This window comes from Saccharospirillum sp. HFRX-2 (assembly GCF_043196805.1).
In the GTDB taxonomy this organism is placed as follows: Bacteria; Pseudomonadota; Gammaproteobacteria; order Pseudomonadales; family Natronospirillaceae; genus Saccharospirillum.
In genome coordinates this window covers 40,097-60,315 of record NZ_JBEBMU010000006.1, presented here as the reverse complement: position 1 = coordinate 60,315, position 20,219 = coordinate 40,097, and the positions used below count along the sequence as shown (strand labels likewise).

The window sequence follows — 20,219 nt, the reverse complement described above, 5'->3', positions numbered from 1 at the left end:
AACCAGATGCCAATCACCGACGCCAAACTGCTGGTCGTGGACGATGACCAGGCGGTACGCGATTCCATCGTCGCTTACCTGGAAGACAGCGGTTACAGCGTACTCGAGGCCGATACCGGCGAAGCCGCCCTGGCTTTGTTCGAGCAAGAAGCCCTGGATTTAGTGATTTGCGATATCCGCATGCCAGTGATGGATGGCCTGACGTTGTTGCGACGCATCATGGAAGTGACCGATGAAGTGCCGGTTATCGTTGTCTCCGGTGCCGGTGTTATGTCTGATGTGGTCGATGCGCTGCGCCTGGGCGCCAGCGATTACCTGATGAAACCCATAGTTGATCTGGGCGTGCTCGAACATTCGGTCGAGCGGGCGCTGGAACGGTCATTGTTGGTGCGCGAGAACTACCGTTACCGGGTCGAGCTGGAAGCGCGCAATCAGCAACTGCAAGACCACGTTGATCGACTCAAACTCGACTTGCAGGCCGGTCGTGCGGTCCAGCAACGCTTGTTGCCTGAGCAGCCGCTGGAGCGGGGCGGTTATCGCATCAACCATCGTATGGTGCCGTCGAGTTATCTCAGTGGCGATCTGGTCGATTATTTTCCGGTGCCGAATGATCGCGTGGTGTTTTATGTGGCCGACGTCTCTGGTCACGGTGCCAGCTCGGCCTTAATTACCTTGCTGATCAAAAACCAGATTGATCGTCTGCGCGATGAAATCGACAACGGCAGTTCAGACGTCGTGCTGCACCCCTCTAAGGTGCTGACGCTGATCAACCAGGAACTACTGAAAACCCAGACCGGCAAACACGCCACGGTATTCTATGGCGTTCTGGATACGGCCTCTGGGCAACTGAGTTACGCCTCGGCGGCGCATTTTCCGGCGCCGGTACTGAGTATTGCGCAATCGGTACGCGCTTTGGAGCCGGAAAACCTGGCGGTTGGTTTGTTTGAAGATGTCGGTTTTAACGGACGAGAATTGTCGCTACAGGATTTCGAACGCCTGTCGGTTATGTCTGATGGAGTTCTGGAACTGCTCAACGATGGCAGTTTACAAGAAAAGGAAGCGCACTTACTTGAGTTGGGTGCGGACCCGTCCCATACTATGCTCCAATTTCTGGCGCAGATGACCGAAAGGGGTAAAACCCAGGCTGTGCCGGATGACATCACAGTGCTAACGGTCGAAAAGATTGCCTAGGTCGTATCCTCAATGAGTACCGGTCGAGTTTTAATGGCGAACAAATCAGGTGCCTATGTCATTAAGCTGACAGGCGATGTCCGGATGACGCTCTGTACCACGCTCGACAGCTGTCTATACCGAATGGTTGACGACCCGGTGTTTCAATCGGTGACGGTTGATGTCACCGAAGCTGAAGGCATCGACAGTACCAGCCTTGGTATGCTGGCCAAGGTTTCCCGTCTTGCTACTCCGGCCATGGGCCGCGTTCCCACACTTGTATCCACTCGCGCTGACATCACCCGACTCATCGAAACCATGGGGTTTCGAGATCGTGTCTTCGCTATCGTTTCCCGACCCGAATCGGCTACTCAGTCGAGTCTCGACGAACAGCCAGCTTTGCCGGTTGATGAAGGCGATGCCCGCGACCGGGTGTTGGAAGCTCATAAAATTCTGATGTCGTTAAACGACCATAACCGCCAGACATTCAAGGAGCTGGTGGAGTGTATCGAGAATCAGGCGCGGCACTAGCCCCGGCCCTGATCGCAAGGAGAGAAAGTGTCCAATTCCCCTTTACCGCCCCAGCGCATTGCCGTTCTGGGCGGTGGTAGCTTTGGTACAGCAGTGGCTAATATCGCTGCAACCAATGGCCATTCGGTTCGACTGTGGATGCGCAGTGAAAAACAGGCCGATGACATCCGCGAGCAGGGCGAGAACAGCCGTTATCTGCCCGGTTATAAACTGTCTGAGCGCTTGCAACCTGAGCTCGATCTGGTCGCTGCCGTCAGTGATGCCGATTACGTCTTTGTTGCCGTCCCATCCAAAGCTTTTCGGTCGGTGACTGAACAAGCTGTTCCGCTGTTGCCGGCTCATACTGCGCTGATCAGCCTGACTAAAGGCATTGAACCGGGTAGTTTCAAGTTGATGAGCCAGATCCTGCATGACCTGGCGCCAAGCCACGAAACCGGCGTTATCAGCGGACCGAACCTGGCCAAGGAAATCGCCCAACAGCAAATCTCTGCGACGGTGATTGCTTCCTACAGTCAGTCGCTGCGCCAGAATGTACAACAGTTGTTGAGCAGCCAGCATTTTCGGGTCTACGGTAACCCGGATATCTACGGCGTTGAGTTGGCTGGAGCGCTGAAGAATATCTACGCCATTATCACCGGTCTGGCTGCGGCTCTGGGTATGGCCGAAAACACCCGCGCCGCGATCATTACCCGGGCTCTGGCTGAAATGTCCCGATTTGCAGTGCGTTTGGGTGCCAATCCCATGACCTTCCTGGGTCTGGCCGGGGTCGGGGATTTAATCGTGACTTGTAGCTCGCAACTGAGCCGTAATTACCGGGTAGGTTATTACATCGGTGAAGGCGATTCGCTGAAGCAGGCAATCAAGCGCGTCGGCGAGACCGCTGAAGGTATTAATACGCTGCGTATGGTGCACGAAAAGGCCGCCGAAATGGGTATCTACATGCCGTTGGTGGGTGGGCTCTACGCCATCATTTATGAAGACAAGCCGATTCGGGAAGTGTCGGGCAATCTGATGTCGGGTGATCTGGCGCAGGATGTCGAGTTTATGGGAGCAGGGATCTGATGGAGTCGAACAGGCGAGAACGCAGCGAGCACCAATTATTGCGATTGGTGTTTATGGTCATCTTCGGCGTGGTGCTACGGCTCAGTGTCATACTGACGTTTTTGCTGGCTGCCGTGCAGTGGATCTGGCGCTGGTTTCAGCGCGACGATAATCAGCGGCTGCGTGGTTTCTGCCTGGCGCTGGGTCGCTATCAGCATCAGCTGTTGGATTATTTGTTGTTTAATACCGAAGCCAAACCCTTTCCATTTGCTGATTGGCCGGCGAATGAGACCGACCTCGAGGACTGAGCATGCGTTTGCTGCTGTTGCGTCATGGTCAGGCTGAAGCCAGCGCACCCACAGACGCCCAGCGCCGGCTGGTAGCAGCGGGTGAAGCCGCTGTCTTGCAACAAAGCCAATGGTTAGACTCCTCGGTGAGCGCTTTCTACTGCAGTCCCTACCGCCGCGCTCGCCAAACCGCTGAACTGATTCGTCCCGCTCTGGGTAATACCGAACCGATTATCGATGACCGTCTGACACCGGATAAACCGGTCAAGGGCGTTCTGGATTTACTGCAGGCGGCAGAAGGCGAGGTCATTTTGCTGGTTGCACACAATCCGCTGCTGTCTCATTTGGCCGGTACGCTGATTGGCGATCCTTACGCCGTGTCGCTACCGACCGCCGGCTTGGTTTGCCTCGAAGCCGATGGCTGGTTCCCTGGCAGTGCCCAATTATTGTGGCAAAAATAAACCTTATTGGTTGTTTTTTCTTTCATTTTATAAGAAATCTCTTCAATTCAAACGACTGTTTGAACGAATGCCCGGCCTGAACTAGATTGTAGGGTCTTGATGTTGCTGTTCAGGTCGCCCATGAAACCTCTGATCCATTTTGCTCACGCTAACGGTTTTCCCTCAGCCAGTTACAACGCTTTGTTTGCGGCCCTGTCGTCCGACTATGAGGTCTGTCAATTACCGCTGGCCGGACACGATCCCAATTATCCGGTGACTGATAATTGGCCGCATCTGAAACAACAGTTGATCGACAGTATTGAAGCCCAATGTGATCGACCGGTGATTGGCCTGGGGCATTCCCTGGGTGGCGGTCTGACGATGATGGCGGCTCGCGAACGACCGGATCTGTTCGCAGCCATCCTGTTACTTGATGTGCCTTTGTTTAATTGTCTGGAAAGCCTGTTAGTGCGAGCGGTGAAACAGTTGGGCCTGGTTGATGCCGTCACTCCAGCAGGGCGATCCAAACGCCGGCGTACCCAATGGCCTGATGCAGAAACCGCACTCAACTATTTCCGCACCCGTGGATTGTTCAGCCGTTTTGATGAGCGCTGCCTGCGGGATTACGTCGACAGCGCCCTGCGGCCTGCCGCCAATGGTGGTGTCGAATTGGCTTACGAGCTGGAGGTGGAGTTAGCGATTTTCCGCAGCATGCCGCATACCCTGGCGGTGCGTGCCGGTCAGTTGTCGATGCCGGCCGGCATTTTGGTCGGCCGCGATACCGATACGGTTCGTAAAAGCCAGTATCTGCGTATGAAACGACGCCTCGGCTTCTATGGCGAGCGCATTGAAGGCACCCATATGTTCCCACTGGAATACCCGGAGCAAACGGCTGCGGCCATCAATCGTCAGCTGCTGCATATGCAGCTGGATCAGCAGCAGGTCGGTTAATCCATGCGTGAATTCAGTCTGTTGCAGGGACGCATTCAAGGCGTTCGTTGGGGGCAGGGCCGTCCGGTGCTGGCGTTTCATGGTCTGCTCGATAATGCCATGAGCTTTCAGCCGTTGGCGCAGCATCTGGATGACTGGGAAGTCTGGGCGATTGATCTGCCGGGCCACGGTCGTTCGGCGGCGTTGCCGGGTCGCGGTGGCTGGAGTTTGCCCGACTGGCTGCCGTTATTGGGTGAACTGCTGGACGATCTGGACTGGCCGCAATACGAAATTCTGGGACATTCTCTCGGCGGTATTCTCAGTCAGATGTTGGCGACCCTGGATGCGCGCATCCAGCGCTTATGGTCGCTGGATGCGTTGGGACCGATCAGCGACAGCGACCGTGGTAATCTGGACCGTTTGCAGCGGCTTTATGAGCGTCGCCTCAAACCCAACAGCCGTCGTCGTCATTATCATCATCCCGATGCGCTCTGGAAAGCGCGGATGGCAGGGCGCTTTCCGTTATCTGAACGTTCAGCGCAGTTGTTGACGCGACGCGGCGTTGGTCTGGATGGCGACGGCTGGTTTTTTAATTACGACCGGCGCCTGCGCCAGGAAACCAGCTGGCGACTGAGTGAAGCGCAAGTGTTGGCGATGTTGGCGCGGTTAGGTTGCCCACTGCATCTGGCCTTGTTTGAACAGAGTCCCCTGGCTGATCAGCAACAACTGGCAGCACGTCAGCAGGCGGTTCCGCAGTTGCATCTGGCCAGCTTTGCCGGCGGACATCATGCGCATATGGAAACCCCGCAGCCGATTGCCGAATGGCTTCAATCCAGTGTCTGAAATCTCGGTGCTCTGAAGGTCAATAAAGCTTGCTGGCGGGTGCGCAAGTCGATGGCTAAATCAGGTATACTGCGGCTTCTTTTTTAAAGGCTTGTTTCTTGGCATGTCTCAGTTTGCCTTTGCATTCGATGATTCCGATCTGCAGCAGCGTTGTCAGCAGCAATTAACTCAGTTGGCCGACTGGGTACGCTTTGGCGCCAGCCAGATGGCCCGTCATGAGGTGTTCCACGGTCAGGGTTTTGAGTCCGCCTGGGATGAGTCGCTGTTCTTGTGTCTGCGGGCACTGCAACTGGATTGGGACCTGCCGGCGGCGGCTTTGTCGACGTCCTTGCTCGACGAGGAGCGGGCGCAATTGTGGCAGTTGCTGCGCCAACGTTGCGAAGCCAAGGTACCCACGGCTTATCTGCTGCAGGAAGCCTGGTTTTGTGGCGAACCGTTTAAGGTCACGCCAGACGTGCTGATTCCACGCTCTCCCATTGCCGAACTCATCGAGACCGGATTTGAACCCTGGTTAAGCCAGGCTCCCGAGCGCATCCTCGATTTGTGTACTGGCAGTGGTTGTATTGGCATTGCCGCTGCCCGTGTGTTTCCCGAGGCGCAGGTCGATCTGAGCGATCTCAGTGAAGCGGCGGTGGCGGTGGCGGTGGAAAATGTTGAAGCCAAAGACCTGGGCTGGCAGATCGATGTCTACCAGGGCGATCTGTTCGCAAGCCTGACCGATGCACGCTACGATTTAATCATCGCCAATCCGCCTTATGTCGATGCCGAAGACATTGATTCGATGCCGGCTGAATTTCACCACGAGCCAAGACTCGGTCTGGCTTCGGGTGAGGATGGTTTGGATTTGGTACGGCGACTGTTAACTCAGGCTGCCGATCATCTGAGCGACGATGGTCTGTTGGTGTGTGAAGTCGGTAACAGTGCCGGCGCGCTGATGGAAACCTATCCCGATTTACCGCTGGAGTGGCCGGAATTCAGCCAGGGTGGATTGGGCGTTTTTATTATTCATGCGGCGGATTTACGCGCTTATTTTTCTCAGCTTTAATCCGTCTCCTTAATTTTGAACCGATAAAAAACTGCAACGGAATTCAGGATGTCAGGCAACAGCTTCGGAACACTTTTTACCGTCACCACCTTTGGCGAAAGTCACGGCCCGGCTTTGGGTGCCATTGTTGATGGTTGCCCTCCGGGAATGACGCTGTCAGAAACGGATTTGCAGGGCGATCTGGATCGCCGTAAACCCGGTACCAGCAAATACACCACTCAGCGGCGTGAAGCTGATGAGGTGCGTATTTTGTCGGGGGTTTTCGAAGGCAAAACCACGGGTACTCCAATTGGATTGTTGATCGAAAACACCAATCAGCGCAGCAAAGATTACTCCGAAATTATGAACACCTATCGGCCGGCACACGCTGATTACGGCTACGATCAAAAATACGGTTTCCGCGACTATCGCGGCGGTGGTCGCAGCTCCGCGCGTGAAACCGCTATGCGTGTGGCCGCCGGCGGAATTGCCAAGCGTTATCTCGCCAGCCAGGGCATTCATATCCAGGGATGGCTCAGTCAGATGGGGCCGATCGAACTGGAATATAAAGATGCCTCAGCCATCGAACAGAACCCCTTTTTCAGCGCCGATCCAGATAAAGTGGCCCAGTTGGAAGAGCACATTGTGCAGTTGCGCAAAGCCGGCGATTCGGTTGGCGCGCGTGTCAGCGTGCGTGCCACTGGTTTGATTCCTGGTTTGGGTGAGCCGATTTTTGATCGTTTGGATGCCGATCTCGCCAAGGCGTTGATGAGCATCAATGCGGTTAAGGGCGTGGAAATTGGCGATGGTTTTGGTGTGGTTAATCAACGCGGCAGTGAGCATCGCGATGAGTTAAGTCCGCAAGGATTTTTGTCCAATCATGCCGGCGGCATTGTCGGTGGTTTAACAACCGGTCAGGCCATCGAAGCGCACATCGCGCTGAAGCCGACGTCGAGTATTACCATTCCCGGCCGCAGCATTACCCGCCAGGGTGAAGCGACGGAAATGATCACCAAAGGTCGTCATGACCCTTGTGTTGGCATTCGCGCGGTGCCTATTGCTGAAGCCATGCTGGCTTTGGTGTTGATGGATCATTGGTTGCGTCATCGCGCTCAAAACGCTGACGTTACACCACCCATTCCTCCAATTCCCGGCGCTGTTGAATAAGTCGATCAGCGCATTTACAGCGGCAGCGTTTCATGCCAATTTGACGGAATACTTCGCGCCAAGAGGAGACAATAATAATGCGAAGCTTCCGTTGGCCGGCGGTTATTCTGGCGGTCCTCTTACCAGTGCTGGCCCAGGCGGACGTGGTCCGTCATCACTTCACCCGCAATGTCGTTGAGCGCGAACCAGTCGATCGACTGAGCAGCGCCACCAACATTAATCCGCTTTATTATTTTACCGAACTCGAAGACATGACCGGTGACACCATCGTGCATCGCTGGCGCTTGAATAATCGCCTGATGGCCGAGGTGCGTTTTGAAGTGCAGGGTCCGCGCTGGCGGGTCTATTCGAGCAAAGAAATGTTGCCCGACTGGGATGGCATCTGGAAGCTGGAAGTGCTCGATGGCGACGGCAATTTACTGGCGACCGATACCATCAGTGTGCTGATCGACTGAGCCGTTCACCGGTTATGGTCAGGGTAATGTCGGCAATCCAGTCGATATCGTTTAACAATTTCAGGCAGGGCTGACGCGCTGCCTGACGTTGTTCATCGCTGGCAAAACGCAGCTCCAGTTGGGCGCGTTGTTGATGGTAGTGAATGATCAAACGGTCGTAATCGATTACCGAGTACTCTGCTAATAAACGTTCCACTTCCGGACGCAAAGGCGCCAAGGAGCGGACCTGGCTGTCTTCCGGGTCGGGCTCGTGATCGATATGCAGGGTGACATCCGCGATATCGTCGAACTTTTCTTTGAGCGTGGTTAATGCCCATTCGTTGATCTGGTGTCCTTCGGAGACGGAGATACGGCTGTCGACTCTCAGGTGCGCATCGACGAACAGATCCGCGCCCATGCGGCGGGTACGTAACAGATGGACGTCGTATACGCCTGGTATCGTCGCCAGCGTCGTCGCCAGTTCATGCTGACGATCGTGATCAACGCCCTGATCGACCAATTGTTGAATGGCCTCCCAGGCCAGACGAACGCCCATCCAGCCAATCATGACGGCAACGATAAGCGCGGCGATGATCTCTAATGCCGGGAAACCGGCCAGCGTCGCCAATAAACCAACCAAGACCACCACCGATGACAGACTGTCCGACCGAGCGTGCCAGGCATTAGCTTCGATCAAGGCCGATCGTGCCAACCGTGCCTGACGAATGGCGTATTGGAAGTAGCCTTCTTTTAAGACAATGGCGATTACCACTGTTACCAGACCAAGCAGGCTTGGCAGCGGTCGCGTATCGGAAAACAGCAGCCCGACGGTTTCAACCGCAATTCCCAGAGCAACGGTCAGCAGCAGGGCACCGAGCATGACCGTGCCAAGAGTTTCAAAACGGGCGTGACCATAAGGATGATCGCTGTCCGGGCGCTGGCGGGCGATGCGCGCCAGCAGGATGATTGGCAAGTCAGCCAGCAGATCAGACAGGCTGTGCATGGCGTCGGCAATCAGTGCTGGCGATGCAATTAGCCAGCCCACGGCCAGTTTGATGACAAAGGCCAACGTATCAACCACTACCGCCCAGGCATTGGTGCGCCGGATGCGCCGATGGCGATCTTTCTCGGTGCTGGTCTCGGTCTGGTTCTGGCTCACAGCGCGCCTCGGTAGGCCGGATCGGCCGGTGGAATCACATCGCCATCTTCGTCAAGTTCCGGGTAGGGCAGACCATGGCGATCGCAGTAGGCGGCCATCTTTGGCTGCGCCCAGCGAAACAAGGTGGCGTGATAACTCGAATCTTCGACAAAGGGCCGTTCATAGAGCCCGGCCTGACGCCGCTGATGCATGGCTTCTTCCAGAATGATGGCGGCTGCAACGCTGACATTATAGCTTTCCACCATGCCGACCATAGGGATGGTCAGGTGTTCATCGGCGGCCTCAGCGGCTGCTTCACTCAGGCCGCGTTTTTCCGCGCCCATGATCAGTGCGAAGGGTTGCCGGTAATCGACTTCGCGGTAGTTGCGCGCCCGTGGTGACCAATGCGCCGCGTACAGTTTGAAGCCACGCGCACGAGCGGCCTGCATGGCGTGTTCGATGTTGTCGTGAACCCGGGCCGCGACAAAGCGACCACTGCCGCCGGCGGTATTGTGATACACCAGCCGGCCGCGAAGCGGTTGCACCATATGGATTTCCGGAATGCCGACCGCATCGGCGGTGCGCAAGATGGCAGAGATATTTTGTGCCTTGTGAACCTGATCGGTCAGCACCGTCATATCGGGCTGACGATCACGCAGCACCTGCTTGAATTTTTCGAAACGTGAACGACTCATGCGGTTCCAGGGTTTTCAGGACGGCGCTACTTTAACGGCCTTTCGGTAAAGCGCAAAGCGGCGGGCGAGGGTAGGCCTCGCCCGCAGTGGATCAATCGAGGTAGGGGTTGTGCTGCGGCAGGTCGATGGCGGAGGTGAAGCGGCTCAGCGACAGTTGCTCGCGGCTCAGGCTCAGGTCGTTTTCACCCATCACTGCCTCACCGAAGGAATACATCACCTTCAGGCCCTGTTCGCGCGTGCGACGGTCATAGTCGGCCTGGGCAGCGGCGATGACTTCGTTGCGGCCTTGCCAGCCATCGAGGCTGTTTTGACCGTGACGCTGACGCAGCAACTCGAGCGTCTTGGCTGGCGACAGCACCAGGGCGCTGGCGTTGTTGCCACCAAAGCCCTTGGCATTGATCAGCGCACCGTCCATCTCGGTGCCAAACTCACCGACCGCTTTATGATCCATGAGAATGTCCAGATTGGAGCGATGCACATCCTCAGCAATATGATCAATGGTACGAATACCGGGAATAAAGCCTTCCGCCCAAACACCCAGGGCGGCGGTCAGGCTATCGCCCGCCGCAGGCGCCTGGGAATGGCCCAGATAAGCTTTGATCGCACTGATCGGCCAGTGCTGGATGCCGAAGGTCTTGGCAATTTCATTAAAGATATGCGATTCGGTGACCCGGTTTTGCGGCGTGCCGGTACCGTGCGCCATCACAAAAGTTCGTGCCAGCCCAGCGTCGCCCAGAATGGCACGGGCGAGCGCAGTGGCCTTGGCCATGGTGATGTAATTACCGACACCCGGGCTGGAAATGGATTTCTTGTTGGCATCGGCGTTGACAAAGACATCGGCGACCGAGCCGAAGATGGTGGCGCCGCATTCCAACGCCAAAGCATCGTCCATCAACACCACGAACTGGCTGGATTCGGCCATGGTAAAGCCGGCGTTGGCGGAAAACGGACGGCAGGCGCGGCGGTTATCGACCCGATCACTGCCATCGAGCGCGCGCAGTTGATCGTCTTCAGCCAACGCGCCCATGGTGCGAAAACCCTCAATGATTTCCGGCACGATCGGCGCTTCGGAGTTACCGACGATGGCGACCCGGCACTGGCCGGATTGAATATCGGCCATGCCCTGGCGCAGATTGTACAAAAAGGTCGCACAGGCGCCGACGTTGGTACCGGTATTACCGACACTGTTGATCACGTAGGAGTTGATAAAGTCGGCCGACATTTCTGGCAACGACAGCGGCAGCATCTTGGAGGTGATGCGTGAACCCGTCATTGGCGACTGATAGAGCCCGCGCAAGCCAGCCTGGTCGAGCTGAGAATAAGCCGAGCCGGCGTAGACCGAGATTTGATCCGGACGCACCCGCTCCAGTACCGACTGCCAATCCATGCCGATTGATTGAATCGCATCGGACGCGCCATAAACCGCCATCTGCAAACCGCGCGGATGGTGAGTGGCGTTGTAATAAGAAGAGGGATCAAAACCACTGGGCAAGGAACCGGCAGAAGACACCTTGCTGCTATAGCTGCCGGGCAACAACACCGGCATATCACCAGCGACGTGAATCTGCACTTTATTGCTGTGCTCGCCGGTGATGGTCCAGCCTTCAGGCAGTGGGTCGGGCAACTGACGACGGGTTAATTCGAAGTTCAGACCGTCGGCATGGCTCAGCTTGGCTTTGGTCTGAGTCTGGACCTGGTCCGGGTCGTAGTGACTGGCGGGATTGATGCGGCGCACCAGAGTGCCATCGAGCATGGCTTGCCGATCGTCGGTGCCCATCAGCGTCGCCAGGTCTTGCCAGGTTGCGGCCATACGGCTGTCGTCGAGCGCTTCGTGCACCAGGCGACGATAGCTGTGATGCATGGAGACCCGGCCAGCGGCGTTGATGCCACCAAAGCCGACGATCAGAGGCAGTGATTTCATGAGTGGACGTCCGTCAGTCAGTAACTGGGCGAGGACTATAGAGCCTGACGTTCGGTGGTGTTATAACTATCTGGACGAAAAGCAATACAAAAAGGACAACCATGAAGCTGGCCTTTGTTATCGGCCCTCAATCCTTGCTGACCGGTATCGCCTTGCCGGTGGAGATGTTTTACGCCGCCAGTCGACATCGGGTGCGGCATCGATCGTCTACGCCACTGTCCATTCAACTGGTGGGGGAAACGCTGCAGCCACAGCGCGCCATCGGCGGTCTGAATATTCAGGCCGATCATACCTTTGAACAAGCCGACAATGCCGATCTGGTGTTTGTGCCGCCGATGTGGGGTACGCCCTGGCCAGTTATCAGCAAGGCTCAAGCGCTGCAAAACTGGTTGGTCGAACAATATCAGCAGGGTGCGCGCCTGGCGGCCACCGGTACCGGCGTCGGTCATCTGGCGCGGGCTGGCTTACTCGATAACAGAGTGGCTACTACGCATTGGTATTATCTGGACCGGTTTCGTCAGCGCTACCCGCAGGTGAAATTCGAAGGCCATCATTTCGTCACCCATGAAGATGGCCTCTATTGCGCGGGCTCGATCAATGCCCAAACAGACTTGGTGCTGTTTTTAATCGAACAGACTTTCGGTGAAGAAGCGCTGGCGCTGGTTGAACGGCAATTTATGCACGAGCTTAAACGAACCTTTTCGACACCCTATTTCGAACCGGGCGGCGCGGTGCATCACGATGAGGGTGTCAGCCTGGTGCAATCCTGGATACGCCAGCATCTGACTGAAGACATTACCCTGATGAATCTGGCCGCCTTGGTCGATCAATCGTCGCGTAATTTCAGTCGACGTTTTCAGGCAGCAACGGGCGAAAGCCCCATGGCCTATGTGCTGCGTTTGCGCCTGGACAGCGCTCGGGAGTTGTTACGTGATACCAATTTGACGGTGGCCGAGGTGGGCGAGGCGTGCGGCTTTCGAACCGCCGCCTACTTTGGTCGGGTGTTTCGCGAACGGCTGTCGATGACGCCCGGCGAGTATCGCAAGATGGTGCGTTCTAAGCTGTTTACCGCCGGTTAAAGTTGCTGTTCTTTAGCGGCCTGAGCTTTGCGTTGACGAATGACTTCCTCGCGGGCTTTTTTCGCCTTGGCGGCTTTTTTGAACGGCCGCAGCCAGACGATGATTTGTACGAAGGCGTTTAAGGTTGTTCCAGTGATGGCCAGGCCGGCAATCAGAGCGCCGGGTTTGAAGATCAGCACGATGCCGAACATCAAGTAAGCCAGAATCAAAAAGCTCAGCCAACTGACGGAGCCGGGTTGCGGTTTGTGCGCCACGGCGACAAAGCAGAACAGCGGAATGGAACTGAACAGACCGACCACAAAGCACGAAGCGATCCACTCGCCCAGTGGCATGGAGCCGTAGTCCGGGCCATACAAAAAAGCGCCGGCGTAGAGCGCAATCATCAACAGCCAGTAAGCCAGTTTCAGTTGGCGGTTCAGATTGATGGTGTTGTCTTTTTCAGCGGTTGCCATCGTCAAGCCTCAATGCCAGTTGTGCCAGTCGTCGACCCTGATTGCGAGCCAGACGAAGAACTTCAGCGTCCGGAGTTTGGTGGTCAGGCCCGGCGACCCAGGAACTGCCGTACGGCGTACCGCCAGCGCTGTGATCGTGCAGCGCGGCTTCGCTGAAGGGAATGCCGCTGATCAACATACCATGATGCAACAGGGGCACCATCATCGACAGCAAGGTCGATTCCTGGCCACCATGAGGTGTACTGGTGCTGGTGAACACGCCGGCGGGTTTACCGATCAGTCGTCCGGAGACCCATTCATTAGTGCTCTGTTCGAGGAAGTATTTCAGGCTGGCGGTCATATTGCCAAAGCGACCTGGGGAGCCGAGCGCGAGGCCCGCGCAACCGGCCAGGTCGTCCAAGGTGCAATAGAGCGGGCCATCGTCGGGAATATCACTCGCGGGGGTTTCGTGATCGGCGCGTACCGCGGGTACCGTACGCAGCCGCGACTCTATGCCACTGACTTCATCCGCGCCCGCTGCAATGGCCTGTGCCAATCGCGCCACACTGCCGTTGCGGCTGTAATAGAGCACCAGTAGATAAGGCACCTCAGATAAGCTCCAGAATCTGTTCCGGCGGACGGCCGATACGGGCGGATTTACCATCGCTCAATAGCGGCCGTTCCATCAGTTTCGGGTAGGCGGCCAAGGCTTTGGAGATGGCGTCAGCATCGCTGTCGGCCGACAATCCTGAGGCGGCATAATCGGCTTCTTTGGTGCGCACTAAGGCACTGGCCGGCGTATCCAATTGAGCGATCAGGGTTTTGATTTCTGCGGCGTTAAGCGGCTCTTGCAGATAGAGGCGTGTCTGAAATGCCACGCCGGCATCCTCCAGCAGCGCCAGAGCCTGGCGCGATTTTGAACAGCGCGGGTTGTGATACAAAGTCAGGGTGGCCATGGCGTTTCTCCGAGTCTGGCTAACTGCCGGGGCGCCAATCGTAGAGGCGCTCCAATTCATTCTGGTGCCACATTTCCGCTTCCGGACCACGATCAGTGCCCTGGTAAACGCCCAGGGTTTTGAGCTTGATAAAAAAGCCCGGGCGCGGAATCGGCTCGTTGCCTTTTTGAATGACCAGAGCAGCGCGCTGCGGTCGTCCCAGCAAGGCATCATCTTCCTGTACGGCTTCCAGCAGTTCGGCCAGTTTTTGAATCTGTTTGGGGGGCGTAAGCCCGAGGGCGTCGGCCAGAGGTTTGTACTGGATGGTCTCACGACGCAATCGCAGACCTTCCAGTAATTGCAGCAGGGCGTTGGTATCACTCATGAATGGCGAACAGCGACCGGTTTCAGGGTGTATTGACGCAGCATGGTGGTGAACTCGGCCAGAGTTTCGTTGCCATAGGCTTCGGCCTTTTCACACCAGGCTTTGAAGGCTGCGGCCAGTTCATCGCGCGAGCGGGTGCGCAACGCCCAGATGGCGTTCAGTTCTTCTTTGAGGCTGTGCAGTCGGTGCAATTCCGGGTGTTTGTCGAAGAAATCGGTCATCCACTGGCGACGCGATTCATCCCATTGTTCCTGACTTTGTGACAACCAGGCCGACAGGCGACGATAGTGCTGACCGGCGCTAAGGCGAATGCCAGCCTCTTCGCGCACCGCCTGACGCAGCACGCGGCGATGGAATTGCGCCATCACCCGGAAGCGGTCGTTAGCGGCTGCAACGGCGGTATCGGCATCGATCATTGACTTGCCATCGTGACGGAACACCAAAGGACCACGACGAATATTGCTCGCCAGCCCCAGCGCTTTGAACAGTCGGATATAGGTCCAGCCCAGATCGAACTCATACCAGCGCGACGACAGCTTGGCCGAGTTGGGGTAGGTGTGATGGTTATTGTGCAGCTCTTCACCACCAATAACGATGCCCCAAGGCACCAGATTACGGGCGGCGTCCGGTGATTCGTAATTGCGGTAACCCCAGAAATGCGCCACGCCATTGATCACACCAGCAGCCCAGAACGGAATCCACAGCATCTGAATCGCCCAGATGGACAAACCAATAGGGCCGAACAGGGCGATATTGATAACGGCCATTAAACCGATCCCCGCCCAGTTGCCGATTTTATGGCTGTAGATATGGCGCTCAACCCAGTCGTCGGGTGTACCGTTACCGTAACGCTTGAGCGTCGGTTCGTTGGCGGCTTCTTTGTACAGCTCGGCGCCTTGCCAGAGGACTTTGCGTAGACCCAGAATTTGCGGGCTGTGCGGATCGTCTTCGGTCTCGCAACTGGCGTGATGACGACGGTGAATGGCGGTCCATTCCTTGGTGATGATGGCCGTGGTCAGCCACAGCCAAAAGCGGAAAAAGTGTGCCAGAACTGGATGCAGATCCAGGGCGCGATGGGCGCTGTGGCGGTGCAGATAAACGGTTACAGATACGATAGTCAGGTGTGTCAGTACCAGGGTGTAGAGCACAGGGTGCCACCACTGCCACTGCAAGAGACCGGTTGCCAGCGTCATTGATTCTAAGGTCCACGGAGATTGAAGCTGGCAGTATAGGCAAGCGATGCCAGTGGGTGAAGCTGTGTCTTGCGGTCTGTTCTAAACTGGCATCAATGACAAAGTAAAGAAGCCGAAAGCTGGCTGGCCGGTGCCCCCTTGGGATCCCTAGTATTTGACGCCAAATTGACAGACCTCCCGTCGTCGGCTTTCTATGTTGACGTTCTAACACTAAGGACCTGAGCTTCGATGAGATCGCTAGTCGCAGTATTGCTGATGATGGCAGCCAGCCTGGCTCAGGCGACCGACTTCCTGCCGGTGGATGATGCCTTTCAGTTGAACGTTGAGCGCCAGGGTGATGAGCTGCGTCTGCACTGGCAGATTGCCGATGATTATTATCTGTACCGCGATCAGCATCGCATTCAGCCAAGCGAGGGCGCTGAATTGGGGGCGGTGCAGCTGTCTCCCGGAGCAGTAGAAAAATACGACCCCACCTTCGATCAGCAGATGGTGGTCTACTACGACAGCATGACCGCCGTTTATCCGGTACGTACTGACAGCGGCGAGATCGAAGTGGTCTATCAAGGCTGTGCCGATGCCGGTCTCTGTTATCCACCCCAAAAACGCCGTTTCGATCTAAACGGCGTGGCCCTGGCCAATGCCGACTCCGGTTTCGGAGATTTCTCTTCCTTTGACGAATCGTCCCTCATCGACCTCTCTGACAATAACCAACCCAGTGACAAACTGGCGGCCGTTACCCTGGCCAGCGCGCTGCTGTTTGCTCTGATCGGCGGCCTCATTCTCAATCTGATGCCCTGCGTGTTTCCGGTGCTGTCGTTAAAAGCTTTGCAACTGGCGCAGCACCGCGCTGAACCTGGTCCCGGCGAAAGCGAGCACAGCGCCATTGCCCACGGTTGGGTTTATACCGCCGGCGTGGTGATCAGCTTTATTTTGGTGGCGTTGTTGTTATTGGTGCTGCGCTCGCTTGGTGCCTGGGTAGGCTGGGGTTTTCAATTGCAATCGCCGGGCTTTGTGGCGGCGCTGGTGGTGCTGTTTTTTGTGCTCGCCTTGGCGATGAGCGGTTTTATCGAAATCGCCGGGCGCTGGATGGGAGCCGGCCAGAATTTGGCGACCCGTTCCGGCTGGAGCGGCAGTTTTTTTACCGGCGTGCTGGCGACCCTGGTGGCCACACCCTGTACCGCGCCTTTCATGGGCGCGGCCATCGGTTATGCGTTAACTCAGCCGATGCTGATCGGCCTGACTGTTTTCGCTGTTATGGGTCTGGGGCTGGCGTTGCCGATTCTGGTGTTGACCTATCTCCCTGGCCTGGGCCGCTTACTGCCTAAACCCGGCGCCTGGATGGTGACGTTCCGGCAACTGATGGCTTTCCCGTTGTTCGCGACGGTGTTGTGGCTGCTGTGGATCCTGATCGAACTGACCGAGCCAGTGGTGGTTATGAGCGCAGGTTTAGGGCTGTTGTTGCTGACGCTGGTGTTGTGGGCCGGCCGTTGGGCAACGCGCCTCGATGGTGCGCCTTTATGGTTGCTGCGCGGTGGACAGCTGGTGGTGGCGTTATGGGCACTGACGTTGGTGTTTTCCGTGCCGCAAGCGGATGAGCAGTGGCAGCCCTATGATGCTGCTACCTTGCAGCGTTACCAGAGCAATGGCGAAGCGGTGTTCTTAGATGTCACTGCCGCCTGGTGTATTACTTGCAAAGCCAACGAATCGGTTGCCTTATCGGGTGATGCTTTTGATCAGTTGGTACAACGCACTGGCGTGCAGTTGATGCGCGCCGACTGGACGCGGCCTTCGCCGGCCGTCGATGCTTTGATTGACAGCTTTGGTCGTAACGGTGTGCCGCTCTATGTGTTGTATCCGGCTAATGGTGGTGCGCCGCAAGTGTTGCCACAAATTCTGACGCCTGGTGCTGTCGCTGCAGCGTTTGAGTCACTCTAGGCGGAAAGAGTTTGCAGCGGCTGCTAGCATCACACTAATGCTGGCAAAGCTTGCTAAGCTATTGATCAGACTGTTAAACATGCCCTGTAACGGGCCAATCCCATTGCAGGAGTAGGTTGTCAACGCGGATGTTGTTGCCAGGTATTTTGGACATAGAAGCGTCCGGTTTCGGCCGGGGCAGTTACCCCATCGAAGTCGGCGTTGCCACGGAGCAAGGCGAAGAATACGCCTGGCTGGTTGTGCCGGAGCCCGACTGGTTGCATTGGGACGAAGGCGCTCAGGCGATCCACGGCATTAGCCAGGAGATGTTGTTGAGCGAGGGCGTTTCGGCTGCTTTGGTGGCCGATCAGTTGAATGAATTGCTCGAAGGTCAGATTTTATACAGCGATGGCTGGGGTTTTGATTCCGGTTGGCTGGCTCTGCTCTATTACAGTGCCCGCAAGACCATGACTTTTCGTCTGGAAACGCTGCCGCGCATTCTCAGCGAATTTCAGTTGTCGGTCTGGGATGAAACCAAGCATCGCATTCGTACCGAGCGTGATTTGAGTCATCATCGCGCCGGTGTTGATGCCAAGGTGTTGCAGCTGACTTATGAAGCCACCAGCTTGCTTGAACACCAACAGCAATTGCGCGGACCGGGTTGATTTTCAGCGATTGCCGCCCATTTTGGCAGCCTGTAGCTTTATCTTTCGCCTGTGACTGTTATCGAGGTTGATCATGTCTGTTGCCGCATCCATCGAAGCCAAACTGGCGGAATTGTCGCCATCCCATCTGGTCATCGAAAACGAAAGCCATCGTCATTCGGTACCCGAAAACAGCGAAACCCATTTCCGCCTGGAGATCGTCAGCGACCGTTTTGATGGCTTACGCTCGGTGAAGCGCCACCAGTTGGTTTATGGATTGTTGCAGGAAGAGTTGAATGGTCCGGTGCATGCGTTGGCGATTCATGCCTATGCTCCGCAGGAGTGGGCCGGACAGGCACCGGCGTCTCCCGATTGCCGTGGTGGCAATAAGCTCTGAGCGATTAACGCCGGGTTATTTGACCGGCGCCTGCAGCAGTAAGTAGAGGTCGGTCAGCACTTCGGGCAGATCGTCGATCATCTGGCGAATCAGCTTGGGCTGACGATAGATTGGCTGGTAATCGGCTTCATCAGCAAACAGACCAGACGCCACTTCGATGGGCAGCAACAAGGTCGCCAAGTTGTCTTGCTGTTCGCTCTCGAACGATTCCGGGGTCGTGAAAACCACTTCCATAAAAGCTTCCGCCCAGAGCTGCTGCGGTGAATCCTGCCAGTCGGCGGTGGGTTCGAAGGTCAGAGCAATGCCATCGTCGGCATAGAGTTCGGTGGCAATCTGCTGATGCAGCTGCACGCATTGATCGGCAAACCATTGCGCTTCGGCTTCTGGCAGCTCGTGCAGCGATTGGTCGATGGCGCTGGCCAGCCATTCATCTGACAGCGGCTGGGCACTCACCGCCAGGGCGGTCAGGTAACCGTGCAGGCCGTGAATGTCGAGGCAATCCTCGGCGCGTTGGTCATCTTCCAGCCAATCGGCCAGTTGGTCCAAATCAAGATCAGTCATGGTTTTTCCTTGGCAACTTGGCGCTGATTATAGCGGTCTCAGAGCCGGCTGAATATGACATCGACGTCGCTAATGCCTTGATCACAAACGGTTTCCATGCCGGCGAGGGGTCGGTACAATGCCCGCCGACTCCCTGTAGTTCAACTGGATAGAACGAGGCCCTCCTAAGGCCTAAATCCTGGTTCGAGTCCAGGCGGGGAGACCAGCAAACATCAGAACAACACCAACAACAACAGCAACGAGAGGTGTCACGGATGTCAGAAACACTGGCCATTATTGGCGGTACCGGTTTGACCCAATTGCCGGGACTGACAATTTCCAAAGCACACGATGTGCAAACACCTTTCGGCAGTCCGTCGGCGCCGATCCTGGAGGGCGAACTGGATGGTTATCGCGTGCTGTTTTTGTCGCGTCACGGTCATCCGCATCGCATTCCGCCGCATCAGGTGAATTACCGCGCCAACCTCTGGGCACTGCAAACGCTTTATGCCACCGACGTTATTGCTGTCACCGCTGTCGGCGGCATCACCCGCAATATGTCGACCGGATCATTAGTGGTGCCGATGCAGATCATCGATTACACCCACAGCCGCGAGTCGACCATTTTTGAAGGCGAACTGGCGAGCGTTACCCACGTCGATTTCAGCTACCCCTACACCGAATCGTTGCGTCAGCTGTTGTTGCAGTCGGCCAAGAGCGCCGGCGAAGCGGTGATCAACGGTGGCGTTTATGGAGCGACTCAGGGGCCGCGTCTGGAAACCGCCGCTGAGATTTTCCGTATGGAACAGGATGGCTGCGACATCGTCGGCATGACCGGTATGCCCGAAGCGGTATTGGCGCGCGAACTGAAGCTGCGTTATGCCGGTTTATCGCTCGTGGTGAATCCGGCCGCGGGTAAAGGTGACGGCGTTATTACCATCAAGCAGATCGATGAAAATTTGGCCGATGGTATGGAGCGGGTGAAGCGGATTTTGAACGTCGCTGTTGATCAGTTTTACGGTTCTTAATGGGCGCTGTTATCAAGCAAAAAAAGGTCGGCATTGCCGACCTTTTTTATGT

At 56.4% G+C, this 20,219-nt stretch carries 24 protein-coding genes and 1 tRNA gene; 16 read left to right on the top strand and 9 right to left on the bottom strand.

Features of this window, described 5'->3' with window-relative positions:
- Window positions 1–6 precede the first annotated feature (6 nt).
- The 10 genes from ABMA60_RS13125 to ABMA60_RS13080 all read left to right on the top strand — a co-directional run bounded on the left by ABMA60_RS13125 (window position 7) and on the right by ABMA60_RS13080 (window position 7,888).
- A complete protein-coding gene (locus tag ABMA60_RS13125) occupies window positions 7–1,191 on the top strand; it encodes a SpoIIE family protein phosphatase (protein ID WP_392803808.1) in 1,185 nt (394 codons plus the stop codon).
- Window positions 1,192–1,224: 33 nt separating this feature from the next.
- On the top strand, window positions 1,225–1,701 hold the full coding sequence (locus tag ABMA60_RS13120) for an STAS domain-containing protein (RefSeq protein WP_392803806.1): 477 nt from the start codon (window positions 1,225–1,227) through the stop codon (window positions 1,699–1,701).
- A gap of 27 nt (window positions 1,702–1,728) precedes the next feature.
- The gene (locus ABMA60_RS13115; RefSeq protein ID WP_392803804.1) at window positions 1,729–2,763 is read left to right on the top strand and encodes an NAD(P)H-dependent glycerol-3-phosphate dehydrogenase; all 1,035 of its coding nucleotides are present in this window, start codon (window positions 1,729–1,731) and stop codon (window positions 2,761–2,763) included.
- The gene (locus ABMA60_RS13110; protein WP_392803802.1) at window positions 2,763–3,050 is read left to right on the top strand and encodes a DUF4389 domain-containing protein; all 288 of its coding nucleotides are present in this window, start codon (window positions 2,763–2,765) and stop codon (window positions 3,048–3,050) included. The genes ABMA60_RS13115 and ABMA60_RS13110 overlap by 1 nt, the downstream gene beginning before the upstream one ends.
- A 2-nt stretch (window positions 3,051–3,052) precedes the next feature.
- Window positions 3,053–3,490 carry a phosphohistidine phosphatase SixA gene (sixA, locus tag ABMA60_RS13105; protein WP_392803800.1) on the top strand — a complete coding sequence of 146 codons (438 nt, stop codon included), beginning with the start codon at window positions 3,053–3,055 and terminating at the stop codon, window positions 3,488–3,490.
- 120 nt (window positions 3,491–3,610) lie between these two features.
- The gene (locus ABMA60_RS13100; RefSeq protein WP_392803798.1) at window positions 3,611–4,420 is read left to right on the top strand and encodes an alpha/beta fold hydrolase; all 810 of its coding nucleotides are present in this window, start codon (window positions 3,611–3,613) and stop codon (window positions 4,418–4,420) included.
- Window positions 4,421–4,423: 3 nt separating this feature from the next.
- The gene (locus ABMA60_RS13095) at window positions 4,424–5,242 is read left to right on the top strand and encodes an alpha/beta fold hydrolase (protein ID WP_392803796.1); all 819 of its coding nucleotides are present in this window, start codon (window positions 4,424–4,426) and stop codon (window positions 5,240–5,242) included.
- Between the two features lie 103 nt (window positions 5,243–5,345).
- Window positions 5,346–6,287 carry a 50S ribosomal protein L3 N(5)-glutamine methyltransferase gene (prmB, locus tag ABMA60_RS13090; protein WP_392803794.1) on the top strand — a complete coding sequence of 314 codons (942 nt, stop codon included), beginning with the start codon at window positions 5,346–5,348 and terminating at the stop codon, window positions 6,285–6,287.
- 48 nt (window positions 6,288–6,335) lie between these two features.
- Entirely contained in the window at window positions 6,336–7,433 is a 1,098-nt protein-coding gene (aroC, locus tag ABMA60_RS13085) for a chorismate synthase (RefSeq protein ID WP_392803792.1), read from the top strand.
- A 77-nt stretch (window positions 7,434–7,510) separates the two neighbouring features.
- A complete protein-coding gene (locus tag ABMA60_RS13080; protein ID WP_392803789.1) occupies window positions 7,511–7,888 on the top strand; it encodes a DUF2914 domain-containing protein in 378 nt (125 codons plus the stop codon).
- Here ABMA60_RS13080 and ABMA60_RS13075 read toward each other — a convergent pair.
- The 3 genes from ABMA60_RS13075 to ABMA60_RS13065 form a co-directional block, all read right to left on the bottom strand.
- The gene (locus tag ABMA60_RS13075) at window positions 7,869–9,026 is read right to left on the bottom strand and encodes a cation diffusion facilitator family transporter (protein WP_392803787.1); all 1,158 of its coding nucleotides are present in this window, start codon (window positions 9,024–9,026) and stop codon (window positions 7,869–7,871) included. The genes ABMA60_RS13080 and ABMA60_RS13075 overlap by 20 nt on opposite strands.
- Window positions 9,023–9,700 carry a tRNA (guanosine(18)-2'-O)-methyltransferase TrmH gene (gene trmH, locus ABMA60_RS13070; RefSeq protein WP_392803785.1) on the bottom strand — a complete coding sequence of 226 codons (678 nt, stop codon included), beginning with the start codon at window positions 9,698–9,700 and terminating at the stop codon, window positions 9,023–9,025. The genes ABMA60_RS13075 and trmH overlap by 4 nt, the downstream gene beginning before the upstream one ends.
- A 91-nt stretch (window positions 9,701–9,791) precedes the next feature.
- Window positions 9,792–11,621, bottom strand: a complete 1,830-nt coding sequence (locus tag ABMA60_RS13065) for a beta-ketoacyl synthase (protein WP_392803783.1) — start codon at window positions 11,619–11,621, stop codon at window positions 9,792–9,794.
- Between the two features lie 101 nt (window positions 11,622–11,722).
- Here ABMA60_RS13065 and ABMA60_RS13060 point away from each other — a divergent pair, with 101 nt between their 5' ends.
- Window positions 11,723–12,700, top strand: coding sequence for a GlxA family transcriptional regulator (locus tag ABMA60_RS13060; protein WP_392803781.1), 978 nt, complete (start codon window positions 11,723–11,725; stop codon window positions 12,698–12,700).
- Here the strand turns inward: ABMA60_RS13060 and ABMA60_RS13055 are convergent.
- The 5 genes from ABMA60_RS13055 to ABMA60_RS13035 are packed head-to-tail and all read right to left on the bottom strand — an operon-like array spanning window position 12,697 to window position 15,644.
- On the bottom strand, window positions 12,697–13,152 hold the full coding sequence (locus tag ABMA60_RS13055; protein WP_392803779.1) for a hypothetical protein: 456 nt from the start codon (window positions 13,150–13,152) through the stop codon (window positions 12,697–12,699). The two genes, ABMA60_RS13060 and ABMA60_RS13055, sit on opposite strands and share 4 nt — an antisense overlap.
- The gene (gene wrbA / locus ABMA60_RS13050; RefSeq protein WP_392803777.1) at window positions 13,139–13,738 is read right to left on the bottom strand and encodes an NAD(P)H:quinone oxidoreductase; all 600 of its coding nucleotides are present in this window, start codon (window positions 13,736–13,738) and stop codon (window positions 13,139–13,141) included. The genes ABMA60_RS13055 and wrbA overlap by 14 nt, the downstream gene beginning before the upstream one ends.
- A 1-nt stretch (window position 13,739) precedes the next feature.
- The gene (gene arsC, locus ABMA60_RS13045; RefSeq protein ID WP_392803775.1) at window positions 13,740–14,087 is read right to left on the bottom strand and encodes an arsenate reductase (glutaredoxin); all 348 of its coding nucleotides are present in this window, start codon (window positions 14,085–14,087) and stop codon (window positions 13,740–13,742) included.
- A gap of 19 nt (window positions 14,088–14,106) precedes the next feature.
- Complete coding sequence (locus tag ABMA60_RS13040; protein WP_392803773.1) at window positions 14,107–14,451, bottom strand: hypothetical protein; 345 nt, start codon at window positions 14,449–14,451, stop codon at window positions 14,107–14,109.
- Window positions 14,448–15,644 carry a transposase gene (locus tag ABMA60_RS13035; RefSeq protein WP_392803771.1) on the bottom strand — a complete coding sequence of 399 codons (1,197 nt, stop codon included), beginning with the start codon at window positions 15,642–15,644 and terminating at the stop codon, window positions 14,448–14,450. The genes ABMA60_RS13040 and ABMA60_RS13035 overlap by 4 nt, the downstream gene beginning before the upstream one ends.
- A gap of 228 nt (window positions 15,645–15,872) precedes the next feature.
- On the opposite strand from ABMA60_RS13035, the gene ABMA60_RS13030 reads away from it, so the two are divergent.
- The 3 genes from ABMA60_RS13030 to ABMA60_RS13020 all read left to right on the top strand — a co-directional run bounded on the left by ABMA60_RS13030 (window position 15,873) and on the right by ABMA60_RS13020 (window position 18,599).
- Window positions 15,873–17,579, top strand: coding sequence for a protein-disulfide reductase DsbD family protein (locus ABMA60_RS13030; protein WP_392803769.1), 1,707 nt, complete (start codon window positions 15,873–15,875; stop codon window positions 17,577–17,579).
- A 128-nt stretch (window positions 17,580–17,707) separates the two neighbouring features.
- Window positions 17,708–18,223 carry a hypothetical protein gene (locus ABMA60_RS13025; RefSeq protein WP_392803767.1) on the top strand — a complete coding sequence of 172 codons (516 nt, stop codon included), beginning with the start codon at window positions 17,708–17,710 and terminating at the stop codon, window positions 18,221–18,223.
- A gap of 73 nt (window positions 18,224–18,296) precedes the next feature.
- Complete coding sequence (locus ABMA60_RS13020) at window positions 18,297–18,599, top strand: BolA family protein (protein WP_392803764.1); 303 nt, start codon at window positions 18,297–18,299, stop codon at window positions 18,597–18,599.
- Between the two features lie 15 nt (window positions 18,600–18,614).
- Here the strand turns inward: ABMA60_RS13020 and ABMA60_RS13015 are convergent, their stop codons facing one another.
- Window positions 18,615–19,160 carry a YecA family protein gene (locus ABMA60_RS13015; protein WP_392803762.1) on the bottom strand — a complete coding sequence of 182 codons (546 nt, stop codon included), beginning with the start codon at window positions 19,158–19,160 and terminating at the stop codon, window positions 18,615–18,617.
- A 129-nt stretch (window positions 19,161–19,289) separates the two neighbouring features.
- Between ABMA60_RS13015 and ABMA60_RS13010 the strand changes: the two genes are divergently transcribed.
- Window positions 19,290–19,365, top strand: a tRNA-Arg gene (locus tag ABMA60_RS13010).
- 49 nt (window positions 19,366–19,414) lie between these two features.
- Complete coding sequence (locus tag ABMA60_RS13005) at window positions 19,415–20,167, top strand: S-methyl-5'-thioinosine phosphorylase (protein WP_392803760.1); 753 nt, start codon at window positions 19,415–19,417, stop codon at window positions 20,165–20,167.
- The last annotated feature ends 52 nt before the right edge of the window (window positions 20,168–20,219 follow it).

Bases quoted from the DNA above. Each gene is read 5' to 3' on its own strand.
- ABMA60_RS13125 (WP_392803808.1), top strand. From the start codon at position 7: ATGCCAATCACCGACGCCAAACTGCTGGTCGTGGACGATGACCAGGCG.
- ABMA60_RS13120 (WP_392803806.1), top strand. From the start codon at position 1,225: ATGGCGAACAAATCAGGTGCCTATGTCATTAAGCTGACAGGCGATGTC.
- ABMA60_RS13110 (WP_392803802.1), top strand. From the start codon at position 2,763: ATGGAGTCGAACAGGCGAGAACGCAGCGAGCACCAATTATTGCGATTG.
- sixA (WP_392803800.1), top strand. From the start codon at position 3,053: ATGCGTTTGCTGCTGTTGCGTCATGGTCAGGCTGAAGCCAGCGCACCC.
- ABMA60_RS13100 (WP_392803798.1), top strand. From the start codon at position 3,611: ATGAAACCTCTGATCCATTTTGCTCACGCTAACGGTTTTCCCTCAGCC.
- ABMA60_RS13095 (WP_392803796.1), top strand. From the start codon at position 4,424: ATGCGTGAATTCAGTCTGTTGCAGGGACGCATTCAAGGCGTTCGTTGG.
- prmB (WP_392803794.1), top strand. From the start codon at position 5,346: ATGTCTCAGTTTGCCTTTGCATTCGATGATTCCGATCTGCAGCAGCGT.
- aroC (WP_392803792.1), top strand. From the start codon at position 6,336: ATGTCAGGCAACAGCTTCGGAACACTTTTTACCGTCACCACCTTTGGC.
- ABMA60_RS13080 (WP_392803789.1), top strand. From the start codon at position 7,511: ATGCGAAGCTTCCGTTGGCCGGCGGTTATTCTGGCGGTCCTCTTACCA.
- trmH (WP_392803785.1), bottom strand. From the start codon at position 9,700: ATGAGTCGTTCACGTTTCGAAAAATTCAAGCAGGTGCTGCGTGATCGT.
- ABMA60_RS13065 (WP_392803783.1), bottom strand. From the start codon at position 11,621: ATGAAATCACTGCCTCTGATCGTCGGCTTTGGTGGCATCAACGCCGCT.
- ABMA60_RS13060 (WP_392803781.1), top strand. From the start codon at position 11,723: ATGAAGCTGGCCTTTGTTATCGGCCCTCAATCCTTGCTGACCGGTATC.
- ABMA60_RS13055 (WP_392803779.1), bottom strand. From the start codon at position 13,152: ATGGCAACCGCTGAAAAAGACAACACCATCAATCTGAACCGCCAACTG.
- arsC (WP_392803775.1), bottom strand. From the start codon at position 14,087: ATGGCCACCCTGACTTTGTATCACAACCCGCGCTGTTCAAAATCGCGC.
- ABMA60_RS13040 (WP_392803773.1), bottom strand. From the start codon at position 14,451: ATGAGTGATACCAACGCCCTGCTGCAATTACTGGAAGGTCTGCGATTG.
- ABMA60_RS13035 (WP_392803771.1), bottom strand. From the start codon at position 15,644: ATGACGCTGGCAACCGGTCTCTTGCAGTGGCAGTGGTGGCACCCTGTG.
- ABMA60_RS13030 (WP_392803769.1), top strand. From the start codon at position 15,873: ATGAGATCGCTAGTCGCAGTATTGCTGATGATGGCAGCCAGCCTGGCT.
- ABMA60_RS13025 (WP_392803767.1), top strand. From the start codon at position 17,708: ATGTTGTTGCCAGGTATTTTGGACATAGAAGCGTCCGGTTTCGGCCGG.
- ABMA60_RS13020 (WP_392803764.1), top strand. From the start codon at position 18,297: ATGTCTGTTGCCGCATCCATCGAAGCCAAACTGGCGGAATTGTCGCCA.
- ABMA60_RS13015 (WP_392803762.1), bottom strand. From the start codon at position 19,160: ATGACTGATCTTGATTTGGACCAACTGGCCGATTGGCTGGAAGATGAC.
- ABMA60_RS13005 (WP_392803760.1), top strand. From the start codon at position 19,415: ATGTCAGAAACACTGGCCATTATTGGCGGTACCGGTTTGACCCAATTG.